At 68.5% G+C, this 21,159-nt stretch carries 15 protein-coding genes and 1 pseudogene; 6 read left to right on the top strand and 10 right to left on the bottom strand.

All coding sequences use genetic code 11. The features are described 5' to 3' along the window. Window positions 1-128: 128 nt before the first annotated feature. The 7 genes and pseudogenes from E3O06_RS07260 to E3O06_RS17505 form a co-directional block, all read right to left on the bottom strand. Window positions 129-1,375 (bottom strand): annotated as a pseudogene (locus tag E3O06_RS07260) (NAD-dependent epimerase/dehydratase family protein). Continuing rightward, on the bottom strand, window positions 1,372-2,253 hold the full coding sequence (locus E3O06_RS07250) for an MTAP family purine nucleoside phosphorylase (protein ID WP_241979963.1): 882 nt from the start codon (window positions 2,251-2,253) through the stop codon (window positions 1,372-1,374). Before E3O06_RS07250 ends, E3O06_RS07260 begins: the two are co-directional and overlap by 4 nt. Before the next feature lie 173 nt (window positions 2,254-2,426). Beyond that, window positions 2,427-3,884, bottom strand: a complete 1,458-nt coding sequence (locus E3O06_RS07245; RefSeq protein ID WP_134502314.1) for a DUF5719 family protein — start codon at window positions 3,882-3,884, stop codon at window positions 2,427-2,429. Next, window positions 3,874-6,879 carry a glycosyltransferase family 2 protein gene (locus E3O06_RS07240; protein WP_134502313.1) on the bottom strand — a complete coding sequence of 1,002 codons (3,006 nt, stop codon included), beginning with the start codon at window positions 6,877-6,879 and terminating at the stop codon, window positions 3,874-3,876. The genes E3O06_RS07245 and E3O06_RS07240 overlap by 11 nt, the downstream gene beginning before the upstream one ends. Window positions 6,880-7,023: 144 nt before the next feature. Next, window positions 7,024-7,341, bottom strand: coding sequence for a WhiB family transcriptional regulator (locus tag E3O06_RS07235; RefSeq protein WP_092112046.1), 318 nt, complete (start codon window positions 7,339-7,341; stop codon window positions 7,024-7,026). Window positions 7,342-7,557: 216 nt separating this feature from the next. Further along, window positions 7,558-8,523 carry a UDP-glucose 4-epimerase GalE gene (gene galE, locus E3O06_RS07230; protein WP_134502312.1) on the bottom strand — a complete coding sequence of 322 codons (966 nt, stop codon included), beginning with the start codon at window positions 8,521-8,523 and terminating at the stop codon, window positions 7,558-7,560. 46 nt (window positions 8,524-8,569) lie between these two features. Next, window positions 8,570-8,710, bottom strand: a complete 141-nt coding sequence (locus tag E3O06_RS17505) for a hypothetical protein (RefSeq protein ID WP_166788135.1) — start codon at window positions 8,708-8,710, stop codon at window positions 8,570-8,572. A 92-nt stretch (window positions 8,711-8,802) separates the two neighbouring features. Here E3O06_RS17505 and E3O06_RS07225 point away from each other — a divergent pair, with 92 nt between their 5' ends. Beyond that, complete coding sequence (locus E3O06_RS07225; protein ID WP_134502311.1) at window positions 8,803-9,759, top strand: GlxA family transcriptional regulator; 957 nt, start codon at window positions 8,803-8,805, stop codon at window positions 9,757-9,759. Between the two features lie 172 nt (window positions 9,760-9,931). On the opposite strand, the gene E3O06_RS07220 is transcribed toward E3O06_RS07225, so the two are convergent. Together E3O06_RS07220 and manA are read right to left on the bottom strand one after the other, a co-directional pair. Continuing rightward, on the bottom strand, window positions 9,932-10,975 hold the full coding sequence (locus E3O06_RS07220; protein ID WP_198415795.1) for an FUSC family protein: 1,044 nt from the start codon (window positions 10,973-10,975) through the stop codon (window positions 9,932-9,934). Window positions 10,976-11,120: 145 nt separating this feature from the next. After that, window positions 11,121-12,404 carry a mannose-6-phosphate isomerase, class I gene (gene manA / locus E3O06_RS07215; RefSeq protein ID WP_134502309.1) on the bottom strand — a complete coding sequence of 428 codons (1,284 nt, stop codon included), beginning with the start codon at window positions 12,402-12,404 and terminating at the stop codon, window positions 11,121-11,123. Between the two features lie 110 nt (window positions 12,405-12,514). Here manA and E3O06_RS07210 point away from each other — a divergent pair, with 110 nt between their 5' ends. Next, the gene (locus E3O06_RS07210; RefSeq protein WP_134502308.1) at window positions 12,515-13,693 is read left to right on the top strand and encodes an acyl-CoA dehydrogenase family protein; all 1,179 of its coding nucleotides are present in this window, start codon (window positions 12,515-12,517) and stop codon (window positions 13,691-13,693) included. Window positions 13,694-13,895: 202 nt separating this feature from the next. Here the strand turns inward: E3O06_RS07210 and E3O06_RS07205 are convergent, their stop codons facing one another. Further along, window positions 13,896-15,461: a nidogen-like domain-containing protein gene (locus E3O06_RS07205; RefSeq protein WP_134502307.1), complete on the bottom strand. Its 1,566-nt coding sequence runs from the start codon at window positions 15,459-15,461 to the stop codon at window positions 13,896-13,898. A gap of 325 nt (window positions 15,462-15,786) precedes the next feature. Between E3O06_RS07205 and E3O06_RS07200 the strand changes: the two genes are divergently transcribed. From E3O06_RS07200 to E3O06_RS07185, 4 genes are all read left to right on the top strand, one after another. After that, complete coding sequence (locus tag E3O06_RS07200; RefSeq protein ID WP_241979962.1) at window positions 15,787-17,256, top strand: phytoene desaturase family protein; 1,470 nt, start codon at window positions 15,787-15,789, stop codon at window positions 17,254-17,256. 203 nt (window positions 17,257-17,459) lie between these two features. Beyond that, window positions 17,460-17,897, top strand: a complete 438-nt coding sequence (locus E3O06_RS07195; RefSeq protein ID WP_134502305.1) for an SRPBCC family protein — start codon at window positions 17,460-17,462, stop codon at window positions 17,895-17,897. Between the two features lie 142 nt (window positions 17,898-18,039). Then, a complete protein-coding gene (locus E3O06_RS07190; protein ID WP_134502304.1) occupies window positions 18,040-19,506 on the top strand; it encodes an O-antigen ligase family protein in 1,467 nt (488 codons plus the stop codon). A gap of 23 nt (window positions 19,507-19,529) precedes the next feature. After that, on the top strand, window positions 19,530-20,813 hold the full coding sequence (locus tag E3O06_RS07185; RefSeq protein ID WP_134502303.1) for an O-antigen ligase family protein: 1,284 nt from the start codon (window positions 19,530-19,532) through the stop codon (window positions 20,811-20,813). The last annotated feature ends 346 nt before the right edge of the window (window positions 20,814-21,159 follow it).

Below are 21,159 nucleotides of genomic sequence, written 5' to 3'. Positions count from 1 at the left end.
TCGGCCCTCCCGCGTGGCTAATTCAGGAATTACCCATGCAGGCCGCTGCGGCAGGCCTGGAAACACGCGGCGGCCCCTGAAGTCCAGCTGGATTTCCTGAATTAGCCACCGAGAATGACCGGGACCGGTCAGGGACGCACCGCCGCGCGCAGGGGCGCCGTGGCGAACTCGCGCATGCCGTCGTCGAAGGAGACCTGGGCCGACCAGCCGAGTTCGCGGCGCAGGCGCTCCGAGGACGCGGTGATGTGCCGCACGTCGCCGAGCCGATACCGCCCGGTCACGATCGGCGCCGGGCCGCCCGCCGCCGCGGCGAGGGCGGCCGCCATGTCGCCGATGGTGTGCACGATTCCGCTGCCGACGTTGAACGGGCGGAATATTCCAGGATCGGAATGCACGGCCTGCGGGAGCGAAACGGCGGCATCCGGTTGGGTAGTGGCCGCTCGTGAGGGCCAGTCGAACGCGGTGAACTCCAGCGCGGCGATGTTGGCCGCGGCCACATCGCGCACGTGCACGAAGTCGCGGCGCTGCCGTCCGTCCTCGTAGACGCGCGGAGCCTCACCACGCTCGATCGCCGAGCGAAACAGCGACGCGACCCCGGCATACGGCGTGTTCTGCGGCATGCCAGGGCCGTACACATTGTGATAGCGCAGGGCGGCGACGCGCCCTCCGGTCGAACGGGCCCACGCGGTGGCGAGGTATTCCTGGCCGAGTTTGCTGCTCGCGTAGACGTTGCGCGGGTCGAGCGGGTCGGTTTCGCTCACCAGTACGGGCTCGAGCGGCCGGCCGGTTGCCGGGTCGAGGGGGTCGAAGCGTCCGGCATCGAGGTCGCTCGCGAGGCGCGGGCCCGGCCGGGTGAAACCGTTCGGGCCGCGGTAACTGCCCTCGCCGTAGACGACCATGGATGACGCCACAACCAGGCGACGGATGCCCCGCTCGGCCATCGCAGCCAGCAGCACCGCAGTGCCCACCTCGTTGCTGTGCACGTAGTCAGGGGCGTCGGCGAAGTCCACTCCGAGTCCCACCTTGGCGGCTTGGTGGCAGACCACGTCGATGCCGTCGAGCGCGCCGGCGACCGTAGCGGGGTCGNGTGCACGAAGTCCACTCGAGGGTCCAGCCCCGCGGGAGCTTTCCGGGCCCGGGCCCGGAACGTGGGCCCATGATCTATCGTGGGCCCGGTTTCCGGGCCCGGGCCCGGAACGGATTCGGACTCGGCCGGGGATGCGGACTCGACCCCGGCTGGAAGCTCCGGCGCGGGGCCGTGCACGTCGGCGCGCAGCGAGTCGAGCACCCGCACCTCGTAGCCGCGGGCGAGGGCGTCGTCGACGATCGCGGATCCGATGAAGCCGGCGCCCCCGGTGACGAGCAGGACGGTCATGCGATTTCCGACAGCACGGCACGCGCGAGCACAGCGTCGACCTGGACCGGGTCGATGAGCTCGCGCGGGGCGAAGTCTGTCGGCAGGGCACGCAGGATCCCGTCGATCGCGGCCAGGATGCGCGGCTGGGCGTCGCGGAGGCGACGGAACACGGCCGACGCGGTGACGGCATCCGTTTCGCTGGTCGTACTGCCCGGTTCCGGCGCCAGCCCGGCGTCGGCGTCGGTCACAAACGACAGGTTGACCGTGCCCATGTTGAGCTCGCCGGCCAAAACGATTTCGGGGTAGGCGGTCATGTTGACGATGTGTGCGCCGATCGACCGGAACCAGACCGACTCGGCCCGGGTCGAGAACCGTGGGCCCTGAATGACGACGACGGTTCCGGTGGAAGCGAAGTTCTCGCCGAGGCCGTCGAGCGCGCGCACGGCGTAGCCGCGCAGGGCCGGGTCGAACGGGTCGGCGGCGGAGAGGTGCTGCACCGATTCCCGGTCGTAGAAGGTGTCGGGGCGGCCGCTCGTGCGGTCGATGAACTGGTCGGTGACCACGAGCAGGCCCGGCGGATACTCCGGCGTCACTCCCCCGACGGCCGAGGAGGAGATGATCGCGCGCACGCCGATCGAGGCGAGCGCCCAGATATTGGCGCGGTAGTTGATCAGGTGCGGGGCAACACTGTGGCCGCTGCCGTGCCGGGGCAGGAACGCGACGCGGCGACCGGCGCGCAGGCCGATCGTCACCGGAACGGTTCCGTACGGGGTCGGCACCTGGTGCGTCACCGCGCCGGACGGGTCGATGAGTTCGTAGAGTCCGGAGCCGCCGATCACGGCGGTCTCCGCCCGCGCGATCGGGTCGACCAACGGGGCGGTCGGGTCAGGTGTCACAAGCGGCTCCCAGCGGGTTACACGTCGAGTGTTCAGTGTGCCATCGAAACCTGCGTTCCCGCGGAAGCCCGCCGCACAGTCTCCTCGCGCGGACGGGGCCCGGGCCCGGTCGCTGGGCCCACGATAGAACATGGGCCCGGTTTCCGGGCCCGGGCCCGGTCAAAAATAGAAGGCTAGTGCGTGTAGACCCGGATCGACGAGGCCAGCGGGCCGGGCGGGTTCAGCGCGAACGAGGACAGCACCCCATCACCGGAGTAGTCCACGAGCGCCCACAGCTGTGAACCACCGCTCACGGCGTAGACCACTCCATTAGCCAGCGGCACCGTGGCACTGGCCCCCGCACCCACCTCGAGGTCGACCGGGGTACCCGCGGAGGGCGTGAGGGTGAGGGAGGCATCCGCTGCCCCGCTGTTGACGAGGTGCAAGGTCGGCGACGGGCCGTCGGCCACGGCGACAGCAAACGATCCTTCGAGCGGCGCCGACGCCGAGAACCAGCCGAAGTCCTTGCCGCCGGCGCTGTCGACGGCCGTGCGGGCGGCCGCCACGATCGGCTCGTCGGAGCGCAACTGCACCGAGAAGCTGCCCACGGCGAGCGGCGCCAGGGGAATCTCGGTGGCGATCCCGGGCTCCACCTCTACCTGCGTTGACGTCCCCTCTACGGTTCCATCGTCGCTCGTCACGCCGATCTGCACGGTCGCCGCGACCGATCCCGGCACGAACACCCGAATTGACGGGGTGTCGGCGTTGAAGCCCTCGCCCGTCGTCACGGTCTCCTCCGAGACGGCCGCCATCACGCGCACACCGGCAATGATCTGGTTGGTGGCGGGGGTCGCCGTGGTGCCGATAATCTCGACCCCGCCCGGTTCGATCCCGCGGATGCTGCTTTGCTCGAGCGACGCCGCCACCTGTCCGCCGCGCGACTGCACGTGCAACACCGGCGACTTCACGTTCGGGGCGAGACCGGCGAGCGAGATCACCCGCTGCTCTCCCGGCTGCACCAGGATGCCGGTCGAGCCCGGCGCGTCGACGAGTCCGCTCTCGCCGGAGACCGTCACATCCACCGTGGCGAGCACGGTGGTCGGGTTGCTCAGAAGCAGCAGGCTCGTGCGCCCGATGTCGGTCGAGCCGCCGACAATCCAGCTGTCGCTGACCGCTTCGGCGCACGCGGCGACGGCGAGTCCGCCGATGGTGTCGGTCGCGGCGACCTGCGACTGGCTGCCAGCCACGAGCGGCGGCAGCGAAGCGCCGTTTTGCACGGGCACGGTCAGCAGCAGCGGCGGCTGCCGGCTGTTCGAATCGTCGACCGCGGTGATCTCGGTCACCTGCGGGCGAATCTGCTCGAACGAGCGAGCATCAACCGCGCCATACACAGCGGATGCCGCCCCCACACTCGACGCCGCCTGCGCCTGCGTCGAATCCTCGGCCAGGGTCAGCAGGGGCCCTGGGCACACCCGCTGCTGCTCACTCGGCAGCGGCTTGATCTCGCTCGATTGCGGGTCGCGTTCCAGGGTCGGCAGCGTCACCAGGGTGGCCGCACCGAGCGTCGCAACGACGACGGCGATGCCGACGAGGCCGAGCACACCGCGACCGGCCCGGCCGCCGATGCGGGCGAGTTGGCTTCTATCGGGCATTGTCGTCCTCCACAGGCTCGGGCTCGGCAACCGCCGCGTCGTCGGAGAACCCGTCGTCCGATTCCAGCCCGGTGCCGACACCGGTCTCGCGGTCGATGGCGAGGTCGGCTTCGAGGTCGGCTTCGAGGTCAGAAACGACCTTCGTCCGCCGCGCGCGCTTCGGCTTCTGCTTGGCGTCCGCGCGGGCCGCCCGGCGAATCGCGTCGCGGTTGGCCTGGCGCACGGCTTCGCGTCCGGCGCCGATCGGCAGCGACAGCAGCACGGCGCTGCCCACCACGGCGAGGGCGATCAGCAGGGTCACGAGACCGAAGACGCCGCCGGCGCGAGCGGGCAGGGGGGTCGAGGCGGCAGCATCCGTTTCGCCGAACTGCCACAGCCGACCGAATTCGGTGTCGCCCACCGGGGCCAGCGCGGCGTTGCCGTCGAGGGCCGTTTCGGTGCGCAGGGCGGTGTCGGCAGCCTCGACTCCAGGCCCGGCCGGCTGCAGCACGATAAAGCGGATGCCGAACTCGGCCAGATCCGCGCTGGTCTCAAGCCCGCTGCGTGACGCCAGGTTCCCGGCGAGCTCCGCGAGCGCTTTCTCGCGGGCACTGAGCGTCTGGTCGGTGCTGTCCACGGTGGATTGCTGATTCAGGGTGGCGCCCGCGCCGCGCTCGATCGTGGCGAGCAGGCCGCCATCGGCCTGCGGAACGAGTTGCAGCGTACCGACCCGGTCGTCGATCTGGGCTTCGGCGGCGACGAAAGCCGGCTGGGTTTGCCCGGTCCCCTCCCGCACGGCGGCAGTGCCGAGGTGCAGCGAGGCGACGAGCGGCAGCACGACCACGGTCAGGGCGAGGGCGGCGACCACGCCGGGCGTCGACGCGAAGCGGTGCAGGGAACGCAGGCCGATAACGAGGGCGCCGACCAGGCCGAGCCAGTACAGACTGAGCCCGGAACCGGTCCAGACCCGCACCGGTTCGGCGCCGATCGCGGCGAGCACGAGCTGGTTGGCGGCGAGGGCGGTGCCGAATCCGAGCAGCGCCACGAGCCAGGCGCCGCTCGCCAGGCGCGCGCCGGGCAGCAGCAGCGCGAGCAGGGCGAGTGCGGCAAGCGGGGCGAGCAAAATGGGTACGAACAGCTGCGGGTCGAGGCCGACGACTCCGAATCGGTCGAGCACAGCGGCCCAACCGTCGGTGCCCGGCAGTCCGAGCAGCAACTGCAGGGTGGGAGCGTGGGCGCTCGGCACGGGCAGGCCCGGATCGGCGACAAGGTTTAGCCAGCTGCCGCGCAGACCCTGGTCGGCGATGAGCGGCAGCGCAAGGGCGAGCGCCGGCAACGGAATGCCGATGAAGCGCATCACCCGGCGGCCGGCGAGGGCCACGCTGAGCGCCCAGACCACGAGCAGGGCGGGGGCCAGCGACGGTGCGCAGGCGACGACCGCCGCGAACAGCAGGGCAGCGGATGCCGATGCCGACCAGGTGCGGGCGGCGGCGAACCAGGCGAAGAACAGCCACGGCAGCAGTAGGTGCACCAGGATGGCGGCCGGGCGCCCGTCGGCGAGGGCGATCAGAAAGGTCGGGGCGAGCACCCAGAGAGCAGCGGCCAGGGCGCGCAGGCTGCCGCGGTCGGTCAGGCGGGTCGCGGCCATCCACGCGCCGACGGCCGCAAGCGGGAAGGCGAGCGCGTACACCAGCACGAGCGCGAACGACGGCGACCAGAACGCGACCCCGCCGAGCACGGCGACGACCGCGGCGAACGGATCGGCCGCGCCGACGAAGCCGAGCCCCAGGTCGCGCCAGCCGTAGCCGACGCTGGCCCACAGGTCGGGCAGGCTCGGCGAGAGTGGCAGCAGCCCGCCGCCGGTGAGAGTGTCGGCGCCGAGCAGCGGCACCATCATGATGATGCCCACGACCGCCGCGGCGAGCATGGTCCAGGCACCGCCACCGGAGAAGAACCGAATTTCGGGCCGTTCGCCGTGCAGGCCGAACAGGCTCGCCTCCCGCTTGAGGGAGTGGCGTCGGCGCACTTCGTTCGAGGGAACCCGCAGCGTCGAGATGGCATCCCAGCCGAGCGTGCGGGTCTTCGCGAACGAGCGACGGGCATTGCCAACGCGCATTCCGTTGAACGCGGCGCCGAACGCGGCCGCGAATTCGCCCACGATCGCGCCGGGTTCCTTGCGCAGCAGCTGGCCGATCGAGCGTACAAAGGCGAGCGGCAGCAGGGACAGCCAGTGAAAGACCAGGGCTCCGGCGGGCGCGTAGACCAGGCGACGGTGCAGTTGCGCCGAGCGTTCGGCCCGCACCCGGCGACGGCGCAGGCGACCCCGCGATGACTGGTTCGGTCCGGCGACACCGTCACCGGCCGAGGCGACGCGGGCGGACGGAACCACCGACACACGGAAGCCGGCCAGCCGCACGCGCACGCAGAAGTCGAGGGAGTCGTCGACGACCGAAAGGGCCGGGTCGAATCCGCCGAGCTGTTCCCAGACGGTGTGGCGCACGAGCATGCCGCCGGCGCTCACGGCGAGCACGTCGCTCAGGCCGTCGTGCTGGCCCTGGTCGAGTTCGCTTTCGACCAGGGTGACGGTGGCGCCGGTCGGCGTCATCGATTCGCCGAAGTTGTGGATGTACTCGCCGGCGATCCACTCCATCACCTTCGGCCCGGCGACGGCCACCGAGGGCGCGATCTCGAGCGCGTCAACGAGCGCCTCGAGGGCGTTCGGCTCCGGCGCACTGTCCTGGGCGAGCAGCCAGAGCAGCTCGCGATCGTGCGTGGGCGGCGTCGTCACGCGAACGGCGGCGGAAATCGCCTGCCCGAAGTTCAGGTCGGCGTCGGCGGCGATGAACTGCGTCGGCCCGAATGCGGCGAGCATCTTGGCTGTCGCATCGCTCGAGCCGCAGTCCACGGTGATGACAATGTCGGGTTTACGGGTCTGCAGCGACAGCGCCTTGAGAGTTCGCTCAAGGTGTTTCGCGCCGTTTCGGGCGACAAGGATGGCGGTGACTCTGGGTTGCATAACAGCACCAGCCTAGGTCGGTATCGGCCGGGGGCCCTGAACCGAGAGGGCGCGCCCCCGATATTGGGCCGGCAATTAAGCGGATGCCGCGGCATCCGCTTCGAACGTACGGTTACGTCCAGCGGTGACGCGATGCGGCCTCAGTCAGGCGCGCTTCCGCAGTTTGCGGCGCTCGCGCTCGGAGAGGCCGCCCCAGATACCGAACCGTTCGTCGTTGCCGAGCGCGTATTCGAGGCACTGGTTGCGCACCTCGCAGCCGGAGCAGATCTTCTTCGCGTCGCGGGTGGAGCCACCCTTTTCGGGGAAGAACGCCTCGGGGTCGGTCTGCGCGCAGAGCGAGTCGGCCTGCCAGGCGAGAACGTTCTCGTCGCCGAGATCTTGCCGTACTCCCGGAACACCGAGGGTGACAGGGTCAACGAACCAGTCCTCTGGTACTCCGGAACGATAGTCGGGTATAGCCATATCGTCTCCCAGCGCTCGTTCTGCACCGAATAGTGCTGTACCTAATTACACCGGTGTAATTCGATATCGTCAAGTCGCAGATCGTAAACCCTCAATACGGGCTGGAGGGTTGCGACGCGCCGACGGCGCCAAAATCGGGCATTCGGGGGGTAGCGGTGGGGGTGGGAAAACATTGCGAACGTAGCACGATCGTCGTGCGCGTCGGCGTGTCGCAGCTCAGTTTGCGGCCGCGCGCGAAGAGTCCCAGGCGCTCTGCACCATCTGTTCGAGGGTGTGGCGCATGCTCCAGCGCAGGTCACGGGCGGCGAGCGCCCCGGAGGCCACGATACGATCGGGGTCGCCGGCGCGGCGCGGTCCGATCTCGGGGGTGAAATCGATACCGGTGACCCGGCGCACGGTGGCCATGATCTCGCCGACCGAGACTCCGTCGCCGCTGCCAAGGTTGTAGACCGGTTCGATCGGTTCGGCGGCGTCGAGGCGGCGCGCGGCCGCGACGTGCGAGAGCGCCAGGTCGGCCACGTGAATATAGTCGCGCACACAGGTGCCGTCCGGCGTGGCGTAGTCGTCGCCATTGATGCGCGGCGTGCGACCGCCCTGCAGGGCGGCGAAGACCAGCGGAAAGAGGTTGTGCGGGCTCGTGTCGCTCAGGGCGAGGTCGCCGGATCCGACGACATTGAAGTAGCGCAGGGACGTGTGCCGCAACCCGGTCGCGACGGCCTGGTCGCGCAGCAGCCATTCGCCGATCAGCTTGGATTCGCCGTAGGGCGACTCCGGGCTCTTCGCGGTGTCTTCGGTGACTAGGTCGGTGTGCGGGGTGCCGTAGACGGCGGCGCTCGACGAGAACACGATACGGTCGATCTCGGCCGTGTTCATGGCGGCGAGCAGGGTGGCGGTGGCGGTCACGTTCTGTTCGTAGGTGTGCAGCGGGCGCTGCACCGAGACCCCGGCGTACTTGAAGCCGGCCACGTGCACGACGCCGTGCACCGCGTGCTCGTGAAATGCGTGCACCAGCAGGCTGCCGTCGAGCACACTGCCACGCACGAAGGGAACGTCGGCCGGCACGAACGATTCGTGGCCGCTCGAGAGGTCATCGAGCACGACCACGTCGAGGCCCTCGGACTGGAAGGCCCGCACCACATGGGAGCCGATGTAGCCCGCTCCGCCGGTAACCAACCACGCCATAACGCCCCGCTCGTTCGCGCGGCACGTTCTGCGCCACCGCTACAGGCTAGCGCCAGCGAATCAGTGCGTCATAGTCGTGGGTGACCCGGGTGGGCTGACGATGATAGCCGTCGCTCCGGGCGGCGCGAATGGTGGCGACAATACCGGCAACGGCGAGGACGATGAGGAGGAGCATCAGAATGGTCATGGCAGAAACTCTATGTATTGTGCTTTTCTGCCGCGAGTGGCAGAATTGACACCGTTCGACACATTCCTGCCACGCTTGAACAGAGGATGCCCATGCTTCGCAAAATCGTCTGCGTCACCCTCCCCGGTCTGGCGCCGTTCGAGTTCGGCGTCATCTGCGAGGTCTTCGGCATCGACCGCAGCGCCCACGGCGGGCCCGCCTTCGACTTTCACGTCGTCGCCGCCGAACCCGGCCCGATCCGCACCAAAATCGGGTTCGACATCGTCGTGCACGACGACCTGTCGGCCGCCGCCGACGCCGACCTCATCGCCATTCCGGCCTACGAGGCGGGCGCGCCGATCGACCCGCGCGTGCTGCAGGTCGTGCGCGACGCCGAGGCCCGCGGCGCCTGGGTGCTCAGCGTCTGCAGCGGCGCGTTCGTGCTGGCCGAGGCTGGCATCCTCGACGGACGCCGCAGCACCACCCACTGGATGTACACCGACGCCCTCGCCCGGGCCTACCCCGACACCACGGTGGACCCCGACGTTTTGTTCGTCGACGACCGCCGCGTCGTCACCGGCGCCGGCACCGCCGCCGGCATCGACGCTGCCCTGCACATCGTGCGCAAGGAGCTCGGCGTGACCGCGGCCAACGTCATCGCCCGCCGCATGGTCGTGCCGCCGCAGCGCGACGGCGGCCAGTCGCAGTACATCGAGGCACCGGTCGTCGACTGCCAGGACGAATCCTTCGCCGCCGTCACCGAGTGGATGCTGCGCCACCTCGACCAGGACCTGCCGGTCGATCTGCTCGCCCGCAAGTCGCTCATGTCATCGCGCACCTTCGCCCGCCGGTTTCGCGCGGAGCTCGGCACGACGCCGACCCGCTGGCTCAACCGGCAGCGCCTGCTCCGGGCGCAGGAACTGCTCGAGGACTCCGCGCGCAGCCTCGAGGAGATTGCAGCGGACACCGGCTTCGGCGGGGCCGCGGTGATGCGCCACCACTTCCTGCAGGTTCTGCAGACCACGCCGACCGCCTATCGCCGGGCCTTCGGCCCCCGCAAGGTCGGCTAGCCGAGCATCCGCTCGGCGTCGGCCCACTGCGCGGGTGTTGCGCCAGTACCGCGCGAATTCGGGCCTGGCCAGTACTCCCGCGCAACACGTCACGCCGGAGCTGCGCCAATGCGCGCGAGTTGCGCCTCCGGCGCAGCGGCGCAAGTCCCGCGGCACCACGAAACGGCCAAGCTCACCCGACGACCGGCGCTGCCTCGCGATCGGTTTTCGGTCGCAGGGCAACGAGAATTCGTTTCAGATCGATCACGATGGCAGCCGTGGGGCTCAACGTAGCGGCCCCCGCACCTATTTCTTGCTGCATTTCGCGCAGGATCGCCTCGACTGCCAGGCCGGCACGATCCAGCAGCTCAATGTCGTCGTCTCCGGCGCTGATCGCCGCCGCCACGGTGTGCAGGGCCTCACTGAGAACGGGACGAAGTTCCGACGGCAGCTCGAGGGCGATCGGCTTGCCCCAGACCATCCCGGCCAGAACCTCGGTGAGGTTGCGAATGTGAAACGTGACGTTTTCCAGCGCAACCAGGGCGTCGTAGTCGGCGTCGAGGTTTCCCCGATCGAACCAGGCACGGGGATTTCCCTTGCGACTCTCGTCGGCGGTCTGCACGGCCGTGCGCACCTGTCGTGCCGCCGAATCGAGCGTCTCCCCCTGCATGGCCCAGGTATCGCGGGCTGGCGGCCAACTCTCCACCAGGGCTTCGCCGATCTCGGTGAGGTGCATCGCGAGCGTTCGTCGAAATCCCGACAGGCGTTCTCGCGCCGGTCCAATGGCGAGGGGCGGCAGGATCAGCAGATTGACGGCGAGGCCGACGACGATTCCGAGGCAGATCTGGGTGGCGTAGCCGATCGAATAGCCATCGGCATCGGGCCCGCCGATGATGAGCACGAACAGGGCGGTGATCGGCACGTGCTCGCCGCCAACGCCCATCCACTTCATTCCGCCGATCAGGGTGCCGAGGCCGACCGCGAGCGAGAGCGTCCAGACATTGGGCTCGCTCACGATGAGCACGATCCCGGCCAGTCCGATGCCGATCAGGACCCCCGCCAGGGTCTGGACTGAACTGTGCATCGATCGCGCGAGCGTGGGATGCATGCTGAGCAGCGCGCCCAACGGAGCGTAGTACGGAAAGTCTTTGGCGGTACCGGGCATGAGCGGAGCGAACGACCAGGCTATGGCCACGGCGATAGTAATCTTGACGACCTGAAGAGCTCGTGGGCGCATCAGATTGCGTTTGACCCAGTTCACTTCACCCGTACGCGGCATCGTTTCTCAGTTCCCATCGGTTGCGGATGCCCTCCAGCATTCATCCCCGGCTGGAGGCTAGGCGAGGAGACTGATGGGTTTCTGGGAGGCCCGTCGCTGACAGCTACGCGCCCGTCGTCGCCAGAAAGACCTCGCCGGTTCCGGCGAAGGTCAGCGTGCCCTCGTCCGGCGTAACGAACACGGCCTGGCCGCGCTTCACGGCCCGCGACGACGAGGCGCCGGCCACGAGAAACCCGCCGGCCGTGCAGATGGCGATGGCCGGGCCGGTGAGGGCGATCTGTCGCATCGGGACGGGCGTCGAAGACGCGGCGTCGGCATCCGCTTTGATGTGCACGAGCTCGAAGTCGGTCACGCCGGGGCGATACCGCGAGACGCCATCCGCGAGAACGACAGGCGCGAGGTACGGCGCCGGCCCGGCGGTGAAGTCGAGCACCGTGAGCAGTTCGTCGATGTCGATGTGTTTGGGGGTCAGGCCGCCGCGCAGCACGTTGTCGGAGGCGGCCATCAGCTCCACGCCGAGCCCCGACAAGTACGCGTGGATGTTGCCGGCCGGCAGATACAACACCTCACCGCGCCGCAGCGAGACCCGGTTGAGGAGCAGGGCGATCACCATTCCCGGGTCGCCCGGGTACTCGGCGGCGAGTGCGCGCACGGTCGCCAACTCGCGGGCATAGCCGATGGCCGCTCCCCCGCCGGCCAAAAACTCGGCGTGTTCGGCGAGCGCGACCACGCGTTCGACCAGCCATTTCACCTCGCCGGAGTCGTCGCCGCGGCCATCGCGCAGCAGCCAGTCGACGGTGTCGCGCAGGCCCTGGGCCAGGTTGTTCTCGAGCAGGTCGAGTGCGGCCGCCTGCGGGTTCTCGGTCGCGAGGTCGAGCAGGCGCAGTTCGGCGATGATTCCGCGCACCTCGGCGAGCGGGCGGAATCCGCACAGCGCTTCGAAAGTGTCGCTCAGCGCGAAAATGAGTTCGGGCTTGTGGAACGGGTCGCGGTAGTTGCGGTTGCCGGCGTCGACGGCGATCCCGGCCTCGTTCTCGAGGTCGAATCCGGCGCGGGCCTGCTCGGTCGTCGGGTGGGCCTGCAGCGACAGCGGGCGGCCGGCCGCCAGAATCTTCAGCAGGAACGGCAGGCGCGGGGCTCCGGCATCCGCTTCGCGCGCGGCCCAATCAGCGCCGAGCGCCACCGCGGGCGAGGCCGCGATCCACTCGGCGAGGTTCGCAGCCCCAACCTGCGCCGCGTCTTCGATCACCGCCGGAGAGCCGGCGTGGGCTCCCAGCCAGAGTTCGGCCTCCGGGCCACCCGACGGCGTTCGTCCGAGCAGGTCGGCGATAGCGTGCGTGGATCCCCAGGCGTAATTGCGCGGCGTGTTGGTGATGCCCACAAACATTTTCGACTCCTTCTCAAACTGTTTAGACCAAACTACCAACCGACTTCGGGCGTTGCGCCGACGACCCTAGGCTGACCGCCATCCCCCGCCTTTCTTGCAACGGAGCATCCATGACCTTTGAACTACTCGGCAGCGACGTCTTCGGCTACGAAAATCTGCTCACCGCGCCCGAGCAGGCGGCCATTCTCAAACTGCGCGCCTACCTCGAGGCCGAGGTGCGGCCGATCGCGAACGGATGCTGGGACCGCGCCGAATTCCCCACCCAGATCATCAAGCCGCTCGCCGAACTCGGCGTGTATTCCTTCGGCTGGGACGAGACGAAGCCGTTCGCGAATTCGGCCGTGTTCCGCGGGTTCGTGGCGCTGGAAACGGCGCGAGTGGACGCATCCGTTGCCACCTTCGTCGGCGTGCAGAACGGACTGTCGGCCGGCACACTCGCGGCGTGCGGCTCCGCCGAGCAGCGCGCCGAGTGGATTCCGCGCCTCGCCTCGGGCGAGATCGTGGGAGCGTTCGGACTCACCGAGCCGCTCTCCGGCTCCGATGCCGCGCAGGGCCTGCGCACCACGGCCACCCGCAGCGGCGACAGCTGGACCCTGAACGGCGCCAAGCGCTGGATCGGCAACGCCACCTTCAGCGACGTGACCATCATCTGGGCCAAGGACACCGCCGACAACCAGGTGAAGGGCTTCATCGTTCCCACCGACACCATTGGGTACAGTGCCACCAAGATCGAGGGCAAGATCAGCCTGCGCGCGGTGCAGAACGCGGACATCACCCTGACCGACGTGGTGGTGCCCGAGCGCCTGCGCCTGCAGAACGCCAACTCCTTCAAGGACACTGCCAAGGTGCTGCGGGCCACCCGCGCCGAGGTGTCGTGGGCGGCTGTCGGCAACGCCATCGGCGCCTACGACGCGGCCGTGGCCTATTCGAAGCAGCGCGAGCAGTTCGGCAAAGCCATCGGCGGGCACCAGCTCGTGCAGGATCTGCTGGTCAAAAGCCTCGGCAATATCACCGCGAGCCTCGGCATGGTCGTGCGGGTGTCGCAGCTGCAAGACGAGGGCGTGCAGCGCGACGAGCACTCCGCGCTGACCAAGGCCTACACGACCAGCCGCATGCGCGAGAGCGTGGCCTGGTGCCGCGAGCTGTTCGGCGGCAACGGCGTCACGCTCGAATACAACGTGGCCCGGCACTTCGCCGACGCGGAGGCCATCTATTCCTACGAGGGCACTCAGGAGATGAACACCCTCATCGTGGGCCGCACCATCACCGGCCAGGCCGCCTTCGTCTGATCCGTGCCGCTCGGTTTGGGGCCGGCCGTACGTTATGCCGGTAAAACTTGCGACACGCCGGGCGGGGCATCCGTTTGAGGCGGCGTGTCGCATATTTACCGGCATTAGCTACGCAAGCGGATGCCCCCGCCCCGAAAAAACCGCTGGCGTGCGACCCCGAGATGGGGCCACACGCCAGTTCACGTAATGCGGAACGCTGCGGCTACAGGGCCAGGCGGCGGCGCGCCACCAGGGTTGCCCCGGCTCCGAGAACCAGCAGGGCGAGCGAGGAACCGAGCACGATGCCGGCATCGACACCGGTCGAGGCCAGCTGCGGGCCGATCACGCGCACGCCGAGGTTGAGCTCGCGCACGGCGCCGCCGGTCGTGAACCCGCGCACCTGCACTGTGTGGTTGCCTACGGCAACACCGGCCGGCATCGGGAACGTCGCGCTGAAGGCACCGGCCGCGTTGGTCGTGAGGGTGCCAAGCAGTACCGGCGTCGAGAACAGGTAGACACGCAGCTCGGAATTCGGGGCGAACCCTGCACCGGAGACGCGTGCCTTGGCGTCGGATTGGAGCGTGACGATCCCGTTCGCGTCCACCGGCAGCGCTGAGTCGTCGGGAGCCAGCCCGGCCAGGGAAACGGAGAAGTCGGCGCCGGTCACGGTGACGCCGGTGCCGGCGGCATCGCGCGCGACGGTCGAGGCGACGGCGACGCCGTTCTCGGCGGACGTGATCTGGCCCAGGGCCGGTGCCGGAACCGGCTCGACCGCGTCAAGGGTGAACACGGGGGGCACGGCGCCCGACGGGATTCCGTCCATCGTGGGAACGACGAACTCCTGGGTCACACCGCCAACCATGGAGAAGGTGTAGCGGCCGGGCACGGAGGAGTTGAGGCTGTTGGCCGTGAGTGAGGTTGCCGCGCCGTCAATGAGAGCGGTCATCGGCGTTGTCGCGAAGAGTTCGTACGGGTCAGCGGTACCCGGCTCGCCTTCCACGGCGTTCGGAAGATAGTTTGCCCAGCCGATACCCCACCGTGCGCAGTCCTCGACGCACCCTGGTTCCACGCAGAGCTCGCTCGCCTCGGTGCAGGCAGCTGCGGTGTAGCCTTCCTCGGCATCCTGGATCAGCCCGTAGTTGAACTGGATCGTGAAGTCGTAGCCGACCGTGTCGCCGTTGGTCGTGGGCGTCTTGGTCAGAACGATCTGAAAGGTGTTCGACAGGGCGGTGGAATTGGCGTTGTTGTACATGAGAACGCGATACCACGTGAGGACCGCAGCGTCTGCGCCATCAACCGTGGTCGGCCCGTAGTAGATGTTGCCTGGTTCGCCGAAGCCGTCATTCACGACTGCGCTTCCCTCGGACGTGACCCGGTTGCTGAGGTCGATGTCGGCGGCGAGGGCCGCGATGACCGGCGCCTGATTGTCCAGTGCGAGGTCCGCAAGATTCCGGTTGTAGGCGGAACTGCAGCCCGTGTCAATCGTGAGAACGGGCGAAACGGTTCCGTTTGTCGAGACACACAGGGCGTCATACTTCGTTCCGAAGAAGTTGATCGGGAACGGCGCTGCGATGGTGAAGCTTGTGTCGTCCTGGTTGCGCAACTGCGGGATCACAGCGCCGATCGGGCCGGTTTCCCCGTAGATCATGGCCTTGGAGACATCGCCGGCAGAGCCGGGCGCCGTGGCCGAAGCGGTCATCGGCAGGCTGATAGCGAGCAGGCTGGCAGCAGCGGTGATGGCGAGGCCGCGCAGCATCCGTTTCGGCGTGAAAAAAGTCGTGACGTTCATGTGTGTCCTTTTAGATGACAGTGCGGGGCGCCCCAAATAGGCCTCGAGTTCAGACGTACCGGCTTGGGGGAATTGGATCCACGCCCCAAGGGTCTGCTGATCGTACCTCCGCAGCATATGGGTATATGGGCGCATGGAGCGTCCCCCATTTCGGGCGTAGAACGGGGATTCTGCAATCCATTTGGCTCATTCTTGGGCCCGTTTCGTAGCTCGTGACGAAAAACGGATGCCCGCGCCCCCGGAAACCGCCCCCACGGGCTGCGCGCAACCCAGCCCCGAGATACGGTGTCGGAATGAGACCACATTGTTCCGGCCTGGTCACCGCGTGACGACCGACCAGGGGCTCGACGCGATCGTCGTCGGATCCGGCCCGAACGGACTCGCCGCCGCCGTCACGCTCGCCCGCGCCGGCCTCAGGGTGCGCGTCTACGAGCGCAACCCGCAGATCGGCGGCGGGGCCGAGACCGCCGAACTCACCCTGCCCGGGTTTCACCACGACGTCGGGAGCGCCGTGCATCCGCTCGCGCTCGCCTCGGAGTTCTTTGTGAAATTCGGCCTCAAGGACCGCATCGAACTCCGGGTTCCCGAGATCTCCTACGGGCATCCGCTGCCCGGCGGCCGCGCCGGCGTGGCCTGGCACGACATCGAACGCACCGCGGCCGGCCTCGGCCGTGACGGCGCGGCCTGGCTGCAGTTGCTGGGGCCGCTCGTCGACAACGTGAAAGCCATCGCCGAACTCACCGGCGATACGCTGCTGCGCGTGCCGCGGCATCCACTCACGCTGGCCCGCTTCGGATTACGCACCCTCGAGCAGGGCGGCCCGGCTTGGAACTGGCGCTTCACCGGCGAGAAAGCGCCGGCGCTGCTCACCGGAACTTTTGCCCACTCGATCGGCAGGCTGCCGAGCCCCTCGACTGCCGGTGCCGGGCTCGTTCTCGCCGCGCACGCGCACGCCGGGGGCTGGCCGATTCCCACAGGAGGAAGCGGCGCCATTGTGCAAGCCCTCGCTGACGACCTGCTCGCGCACGGCGGTGAGATCATCACCAACGCCGAGATCACCAGCCTGAGAGAGCTGCCGCCAGCACGCGTGACGCTGCTCGATGTGACGCCGCGCGCCCTCGTCGACCTCGCCGATGGCGCACTGCCCGCCCGCTACGCGGCCGCCATGGAGCGGTTTCGTTACGGCAACGCCGTCGCCAAGGTGGATTTCGCCCTGAATGAACCGGTTCCGTGGAGCGCAGAAGATCTGCGGCGAGCGCCGACCCTGCACGTGGGAGGCACCCGCGCCGATCAGGCCCGCGCCGAGAACGCCGTCGCTCGCGGCCGGCACGCTGACTCCCCGTATGTACTCGCTGCGCAGCCGAGCATCCTCGACTCCACCCGCGCTCCGGCTGGCAAGCACGTGCTCTGGGCTTACACGCACGTGCCGGCCGGCTCCACCCGCGACCAGACCGAGCAGATCACCCGGCAGATCGAACGCTTCGCCCCGGGCTTTCGCGACACCATTCTCGCCTCGACCGGCCAGACCGCAACGCAGATGCAGAACCACAATCCCAACCACGTGGGCGGCGACATCGCGGCCGGAGCCATCAGCATGGCCCAGCTCGTGCGCCGCCCGGTGCTGTCGAGTGACCCGTGGCACACTCCACTCACCGGCGTCTACCTGTGCTCGTCGTCGACCGCGCCCGGCCCCGGCGTGCACGGAATGTGCGGCTACCGCGCCGCCCTGAGCGCCCTGGCCCACGAATACGACATCACGACGCCGCCCGACCTCTCCCCCTCCGGGGGCAAATGATGGTGGTCTCACCAAATACCAGGGTGCCGCGCATAACTCCTGCAATTCCTGGCCGTCCCGGCAGACACCCCCGGAATTCCGGGCCAGACTTTCGAACACCCAACGAATTGCAGGAGTTATGCGCCTTCGCACGTAGCGACCAGTCCGATCAGGGGCCGCTCATCGATCGCTCAGCCACCCCGAACCCAACCGAAGGAGCTCCCATGGCCGTGAACTATCGAAAATTCAGCTGCACCGCCGAGCAGGTCTTCGCGGTCCTCGAAAACGGATGGCTCTACCCCACCTGGGTCGTCGGGGCGAGCCGCATGCGCGACGTGGACGCGAACTGGCCCGCAGTCGGCAGCCGCCTCCACCACTCGGTCGGCGTCTGGCCGGCCCTGCTCGACGACTCCACCTCCGTGCTCGAATGGCAGGCACCCCGGCACGCCATGCTGAAGGCCCGCGGCTGGCCGATCGGTGAGGCACACGTGACGATCGACGTTCAAGATCGCGACAGCGGATGCCTCGTGCGCATCACCGAGGACGTCGTCGCCGGCCCAGCCCGCCTCGTCCCCACCCCGCTGAGCGACCTGGCCATCGGCTACCGCAACACGGAGACCCTGCGCCGGCTCGCCTACCTGGCCGAGGGCCACGCCGGCTAAATCCCTTCCCCGTGACGCGAGAGCGGGAAAAACGTTGCTTCAGCCATCCCGAAGCAACAGTTTTTCCGCTCCCGCATGAAACGGCGAAGCGGATGCGCGAATCTCGCGAAACCCGGCGCACCAGGAACGGTAATCTGAAGCCATGTCCGTCGTACAGAGCCGCCTCGTCATTCGACTCTTCGCGACCTTCGTCTGGTTCACCGTTCTGGCCGGCCAGTTCTGGCGCAACCTCGGCGGCTGGTGGGGCTTCGGCGCGATCGCCGTGATCGTGGTCGTCGGCAGCATCATCGGCCTGAGCACCCAGCGCACCAACGCCCGCAACCGGGCCGCCGCCGTCCCGGCACACGCAGGCGTCGCTGCCCCGAGCACAGCAGCCACATCCGCAAACACAAACACCACCGCAGCCCCCGACGACACCCCCACAGACCGCGACATCGCCCGCGGACACACCTACCGCGCGGCCCTCGCCCCGCCCCTGAACTGGCGCAAGTTTCCGAAGACCGTCACCGCGTTCCTGCTGCTGGCCACCCTCTCGATCGCGTGGTCGTATTACCCGGGGGCATCCGCTCTGGGAATCACCCTGCAGCTCATCACCACCCTCGCCGCGCTGTTCCTGGCCGTCGCGCTCACCTGGCCGGAGCTGCTGCGCACCCTGGCCGGCGCCCTGCGCTGGGTGCTCGCGCTCAGCCTCGGGTTCGAGCTGTTCGTGGCGGTCGTCATGCGTAATCCGGTGCTGCCGTTCTTCGTCGACTACGGCACCGACGACGTGCCGAGCGCCTTCTACTGGAGCCGCGGCCTGCTATTAGAGGGCGGCCCCATCGAGGGCATCGTCGCCAACCGCAACCTGCTCGGATTTATCGCATTAACCGCCGTCATCGTCTTCATCGTGCAGTTGAAGGCCCACACGGTCAAGCGCAACGCCGGCCTGGTCTGGCTCGCACTGGCCGTCGGGATGCTGCTGCTTACCCGCTCCGCCACGGTCACCGTATCGCTCGTCGCGGTCGTTGCCGCCCTGCTCTTTGCGCTCTGGGCGCGCACCGTGCACGACCAGCACCGGCGGCCGCTGTATGTCGTGGCGGCGGCATCCGTTCTGGCGGTGGGAGCAGCCCTCGCGCTGTTCTCCTCGCAGCTGTTCGGGCTGCTCGGCCGCAGCGACGACCTCACCGGTCGCTTCGATATTTGGGCCAGCGTCACCCAGCTCGCCCTGGAACGGCCGGTATTCGGCTGGGGCTGGGTGAGCTACTGGGTGCCGTGGGTGGAACCGTTCAACGACCTCGCCGTGCGCAAGGGCGTCACCTACCTGCAGGCACACAACGCCTGGCTCGACGTGTGGCTGCAGCTCGGCGTGATCGGCGTCATTCTGTTCGCCGCCCTGGTGTTCTCTACCCTGTGGCGGGCTTGGTTTCTCGCGGTCGACCGGCCGCGCCTCGGCATACAAGACACCGAACCGTTCGCCGTCTCGGCCCTGCTGCCGCTGTTGCTGCTCGCAGCCCTGATCGCGCAGAGTATCGCCGAAAGCCGCCTGCTGATCGAGAGCGGCTGGGTGATTCTCATCATGCTCGCCGTCGTCACGAAACGTCAGCAACACGCGCCCCGACCGATGCCGTAGGCTGCGGCGCGGTAAATTAGAGGATGCCCACCCTGCACGACGCCCTGCGCCGCGTGCTCGCGTCACCGAAATTCGCGGCCGCGCTCACGCTCGCCATTCTGGCCACAGCGTTCAGCACCCACCTGCTGCGCAGCGTCATGGGCTGGCCCGGCCTCATCGGTATTCTCGGCGGCCTCGTCGTGCTCGCCGTACTCTCGCTGCTGGCCCGCCGCCCGATCGTGGAATGGCACGGCCTGCTGCCCATCTCGATCATCGTGTTCGTGGCCTGGTGCGCGCTCTCCGGCGTGTGGAGCGGTTACGTCTCCGAGACCATCATCGGCGTCAGCTACCAGATCACCGTCGGATTCCTCGCCATCTACGTGGCCCTCGTGCGCGACACGTTCCAGGTGGTACGCGCCATCGGCGACGTGCTGCGGGTGCTGCTCGGCCTCTCCATCGTGCTCGAAGTACTCTCGGGGCTGCTGCTCGACCTGCCCATCGCGTTCCTCGGCGTGGTCGGCAATATCGACCAGCTCGGTCCCATCCAGGGCGTGTTCGGCTCCCGCAACGTGTTCGGGCTGATCGCCCTGATCGCCGCCGTCACCTTTTACGTGGAGCTGCGCGCGAGGTCTATTCCGCGCGGCCTCGGCATCGGATCCCTATGGCTGGCCGGCATCTGCCTCGTGCTCACCCGGTCCCCGGTCATCGTGGTCGTCGCCGTCTGCGTGATCGTCGCCGCGCTAGCCCTCTATCGCTTGCGCACCACGCCCGTCGAAGGCAGGTGGATGCTGCAGCTCGGCCTCCTGAGTGCGGCTCTCGTCGCCGCCGGCGCGGCCTGGCTCGGTCGCACCACCATCATCGGCACGCTGAACGCCGGCAGCGAGTTCGAAGCGCGCTACTCGCTCTGGAGTGAGATGTGGCGGCTGGTGGAACTGCATCCGCTCGAGGGGTGGGGCTGGGCCGGATTCTGGCCGCACGACGTGACCCCGTACGGCTGGCTCGAATTCACCACCGGACGCCTGCACGCCACCGGCCTCAACGCCTACCTCGACGTGTACTTTCAGGTGGGACTGATCGGCTTTCTCGCCTTTCTCGCCCTCGTGCTGCTGGCCTTCGTGCGGTCCTGGCTGCTCGCCTCGAACAAGCGGTCGCTGGTCTACGTCTGGGCGCCGCTCATGCTGGTCACCCTGCTCGTGACCAGCGCGGCGGAAAGCACGATTCTGTTCGAGTTCGGCTGGCTGCTGCTGGTGATCTGCTCGGTCAAGGCCGCCCAGGGGCTGAGCTGGCGCAGCGCCCTGCCGCACAAGCCGCACCCCGACGCCCCGTAGCGGTTGACCTGGCGGTTTCCGGACCCTGGGTTGGCCGCGTGGCGCGCAGGCCGTCTGTCATCGGGCCCACCTACGCGGGGACTGCGCCGCTGCGCGGGACTTGCGCGACTTCGCGGGGATTGCCGTGGCCCGGTGTCCCGAAGCCGGGCCACGCTGCGCGGGAACTGCGCCAGAACGCGGGAGCTGCGCTCCCAAAGCTCTGCCAGCCAATCGCCCAGCGCGGGGGCTGCGCCAATTCCGCGCGATGTCAAGCTGAGTGGAGTCACTCGGGTTAGTTTTTGACGCCGGTGTCGGGAAGATGATTGATCCCGACGATGCCGGCTGGTGCCGGCGTTGTGGGGCGTGC

This window comes from Cryobacterium glaciale (assembly GCF_004402535.1).
GTDB classification, from domain to species: domain Bacteria; phylum Actinomycetota; class Actinomycetes; order Actinomycetales; family Microbacteriaceae; genus Cryobacterium; species Cryobacterium glaciale.
The sequence above is the reverse complement of the archived record's forward strand: the minus strand, read 5'-3'. Positions and strand labels throughout refer to the sequence as shown.

Excerpts from the sequence above, each read along its gene's own strand:
- E3O06_RS07245 (WP_134502314.1), bottom strand. The coding sequence starts at position 3,884 with ATGCCCGATAGAAGCCAACTCGCCCGCATCGGCGGCCGGGCCGGTCGC.
- E3O06_RS07240 (WP_134502313.1), bottom strand. The coding sequence starts at position 6,879 with ATGCAACCCAGAGTCACCGCCATCCTTGTCGCCCGAAACGGCGCGAAA.
- E3O06_RS07235 (WP_092112046.1), bottom strand. The coding sequence starts at position 7,341 with ATGGCTATACCCGACTATCGTTCCGGAGTACCAGAGGACTGGTTCGTT.
- galE (WP_134502312.1), bottom strand. The coding sequence starts at position 8,523 with ATGGCGTGGTTGGTTACCGGCGGAGCGGGCTACATCGGCTCCCATGTG.
- E3O06_RS17505 (WP_166788135.1), bottom strand. The coding sequence starts at position 8,710 with ATGACCATTCTGATGCTCCTCCTCATCGTCCTCGCCGTTGCCGGTATT.
- E3O06_RS07225 (WP_134502311.1), top strand. The coding sequence starts at position 8,803 with ATGCTTCGCAAAATCGTCTGCGTCACCCTCCCCGGTCTGGCGCCGTTC.
- E3O06_RS07220 (WP_198415795.1), bottom strand. The coding sequence starts at position 10,975 with ATGCGCCCACGAGCTCTTCAGGTCGTCAAGATTACTATCGCCGTGGCC.
- manA (WP_134502309.1), bottom strand. The coding sequence starts at position 12,404 with ATGTTTGTGGGCATCACCAACACGCCGCGCAATTACGCCTGGGGATCC.
- E3O06_RS07210 (WP_134502308.1), top strand. The coding sequence starts at position 12,515 with ATGACCTTTGAACTACTCGGCAGCGACGTCTTCGGCTACGAAAATCTG.
- E3O06_RS07205 (WP_134502307.1), bottom strand. The coding sequence starts at position 15,461 with ATGAACGTCACGACTTTTTTCACGCCGAAACGGATGCTGCGCGGCCTC.
- E3O06_RS07195 (WP_134502305.1), top strand. The coding sequence starts at position 17,460 with ATGGCCGTGAACTATCGAAAATTCAGCTGCACCGCCGAGCAGGTCTTC.
- E3O06_RS07190 (WP_134502304.1), top strand. The coding sequence starts at position 18,040 with ATGTCCGTCGTACAGAGCCGCCTCGTCATTCGACTCTTCGCGACCTTC.
- E3O06_RS07185 (WP_134502303.1), top strand. The coding sequence starts at position 19,530 with ATGCCCACCCTGCACGACGCCCTGCGCCGCGTGCTCGCGTCACCGAAA.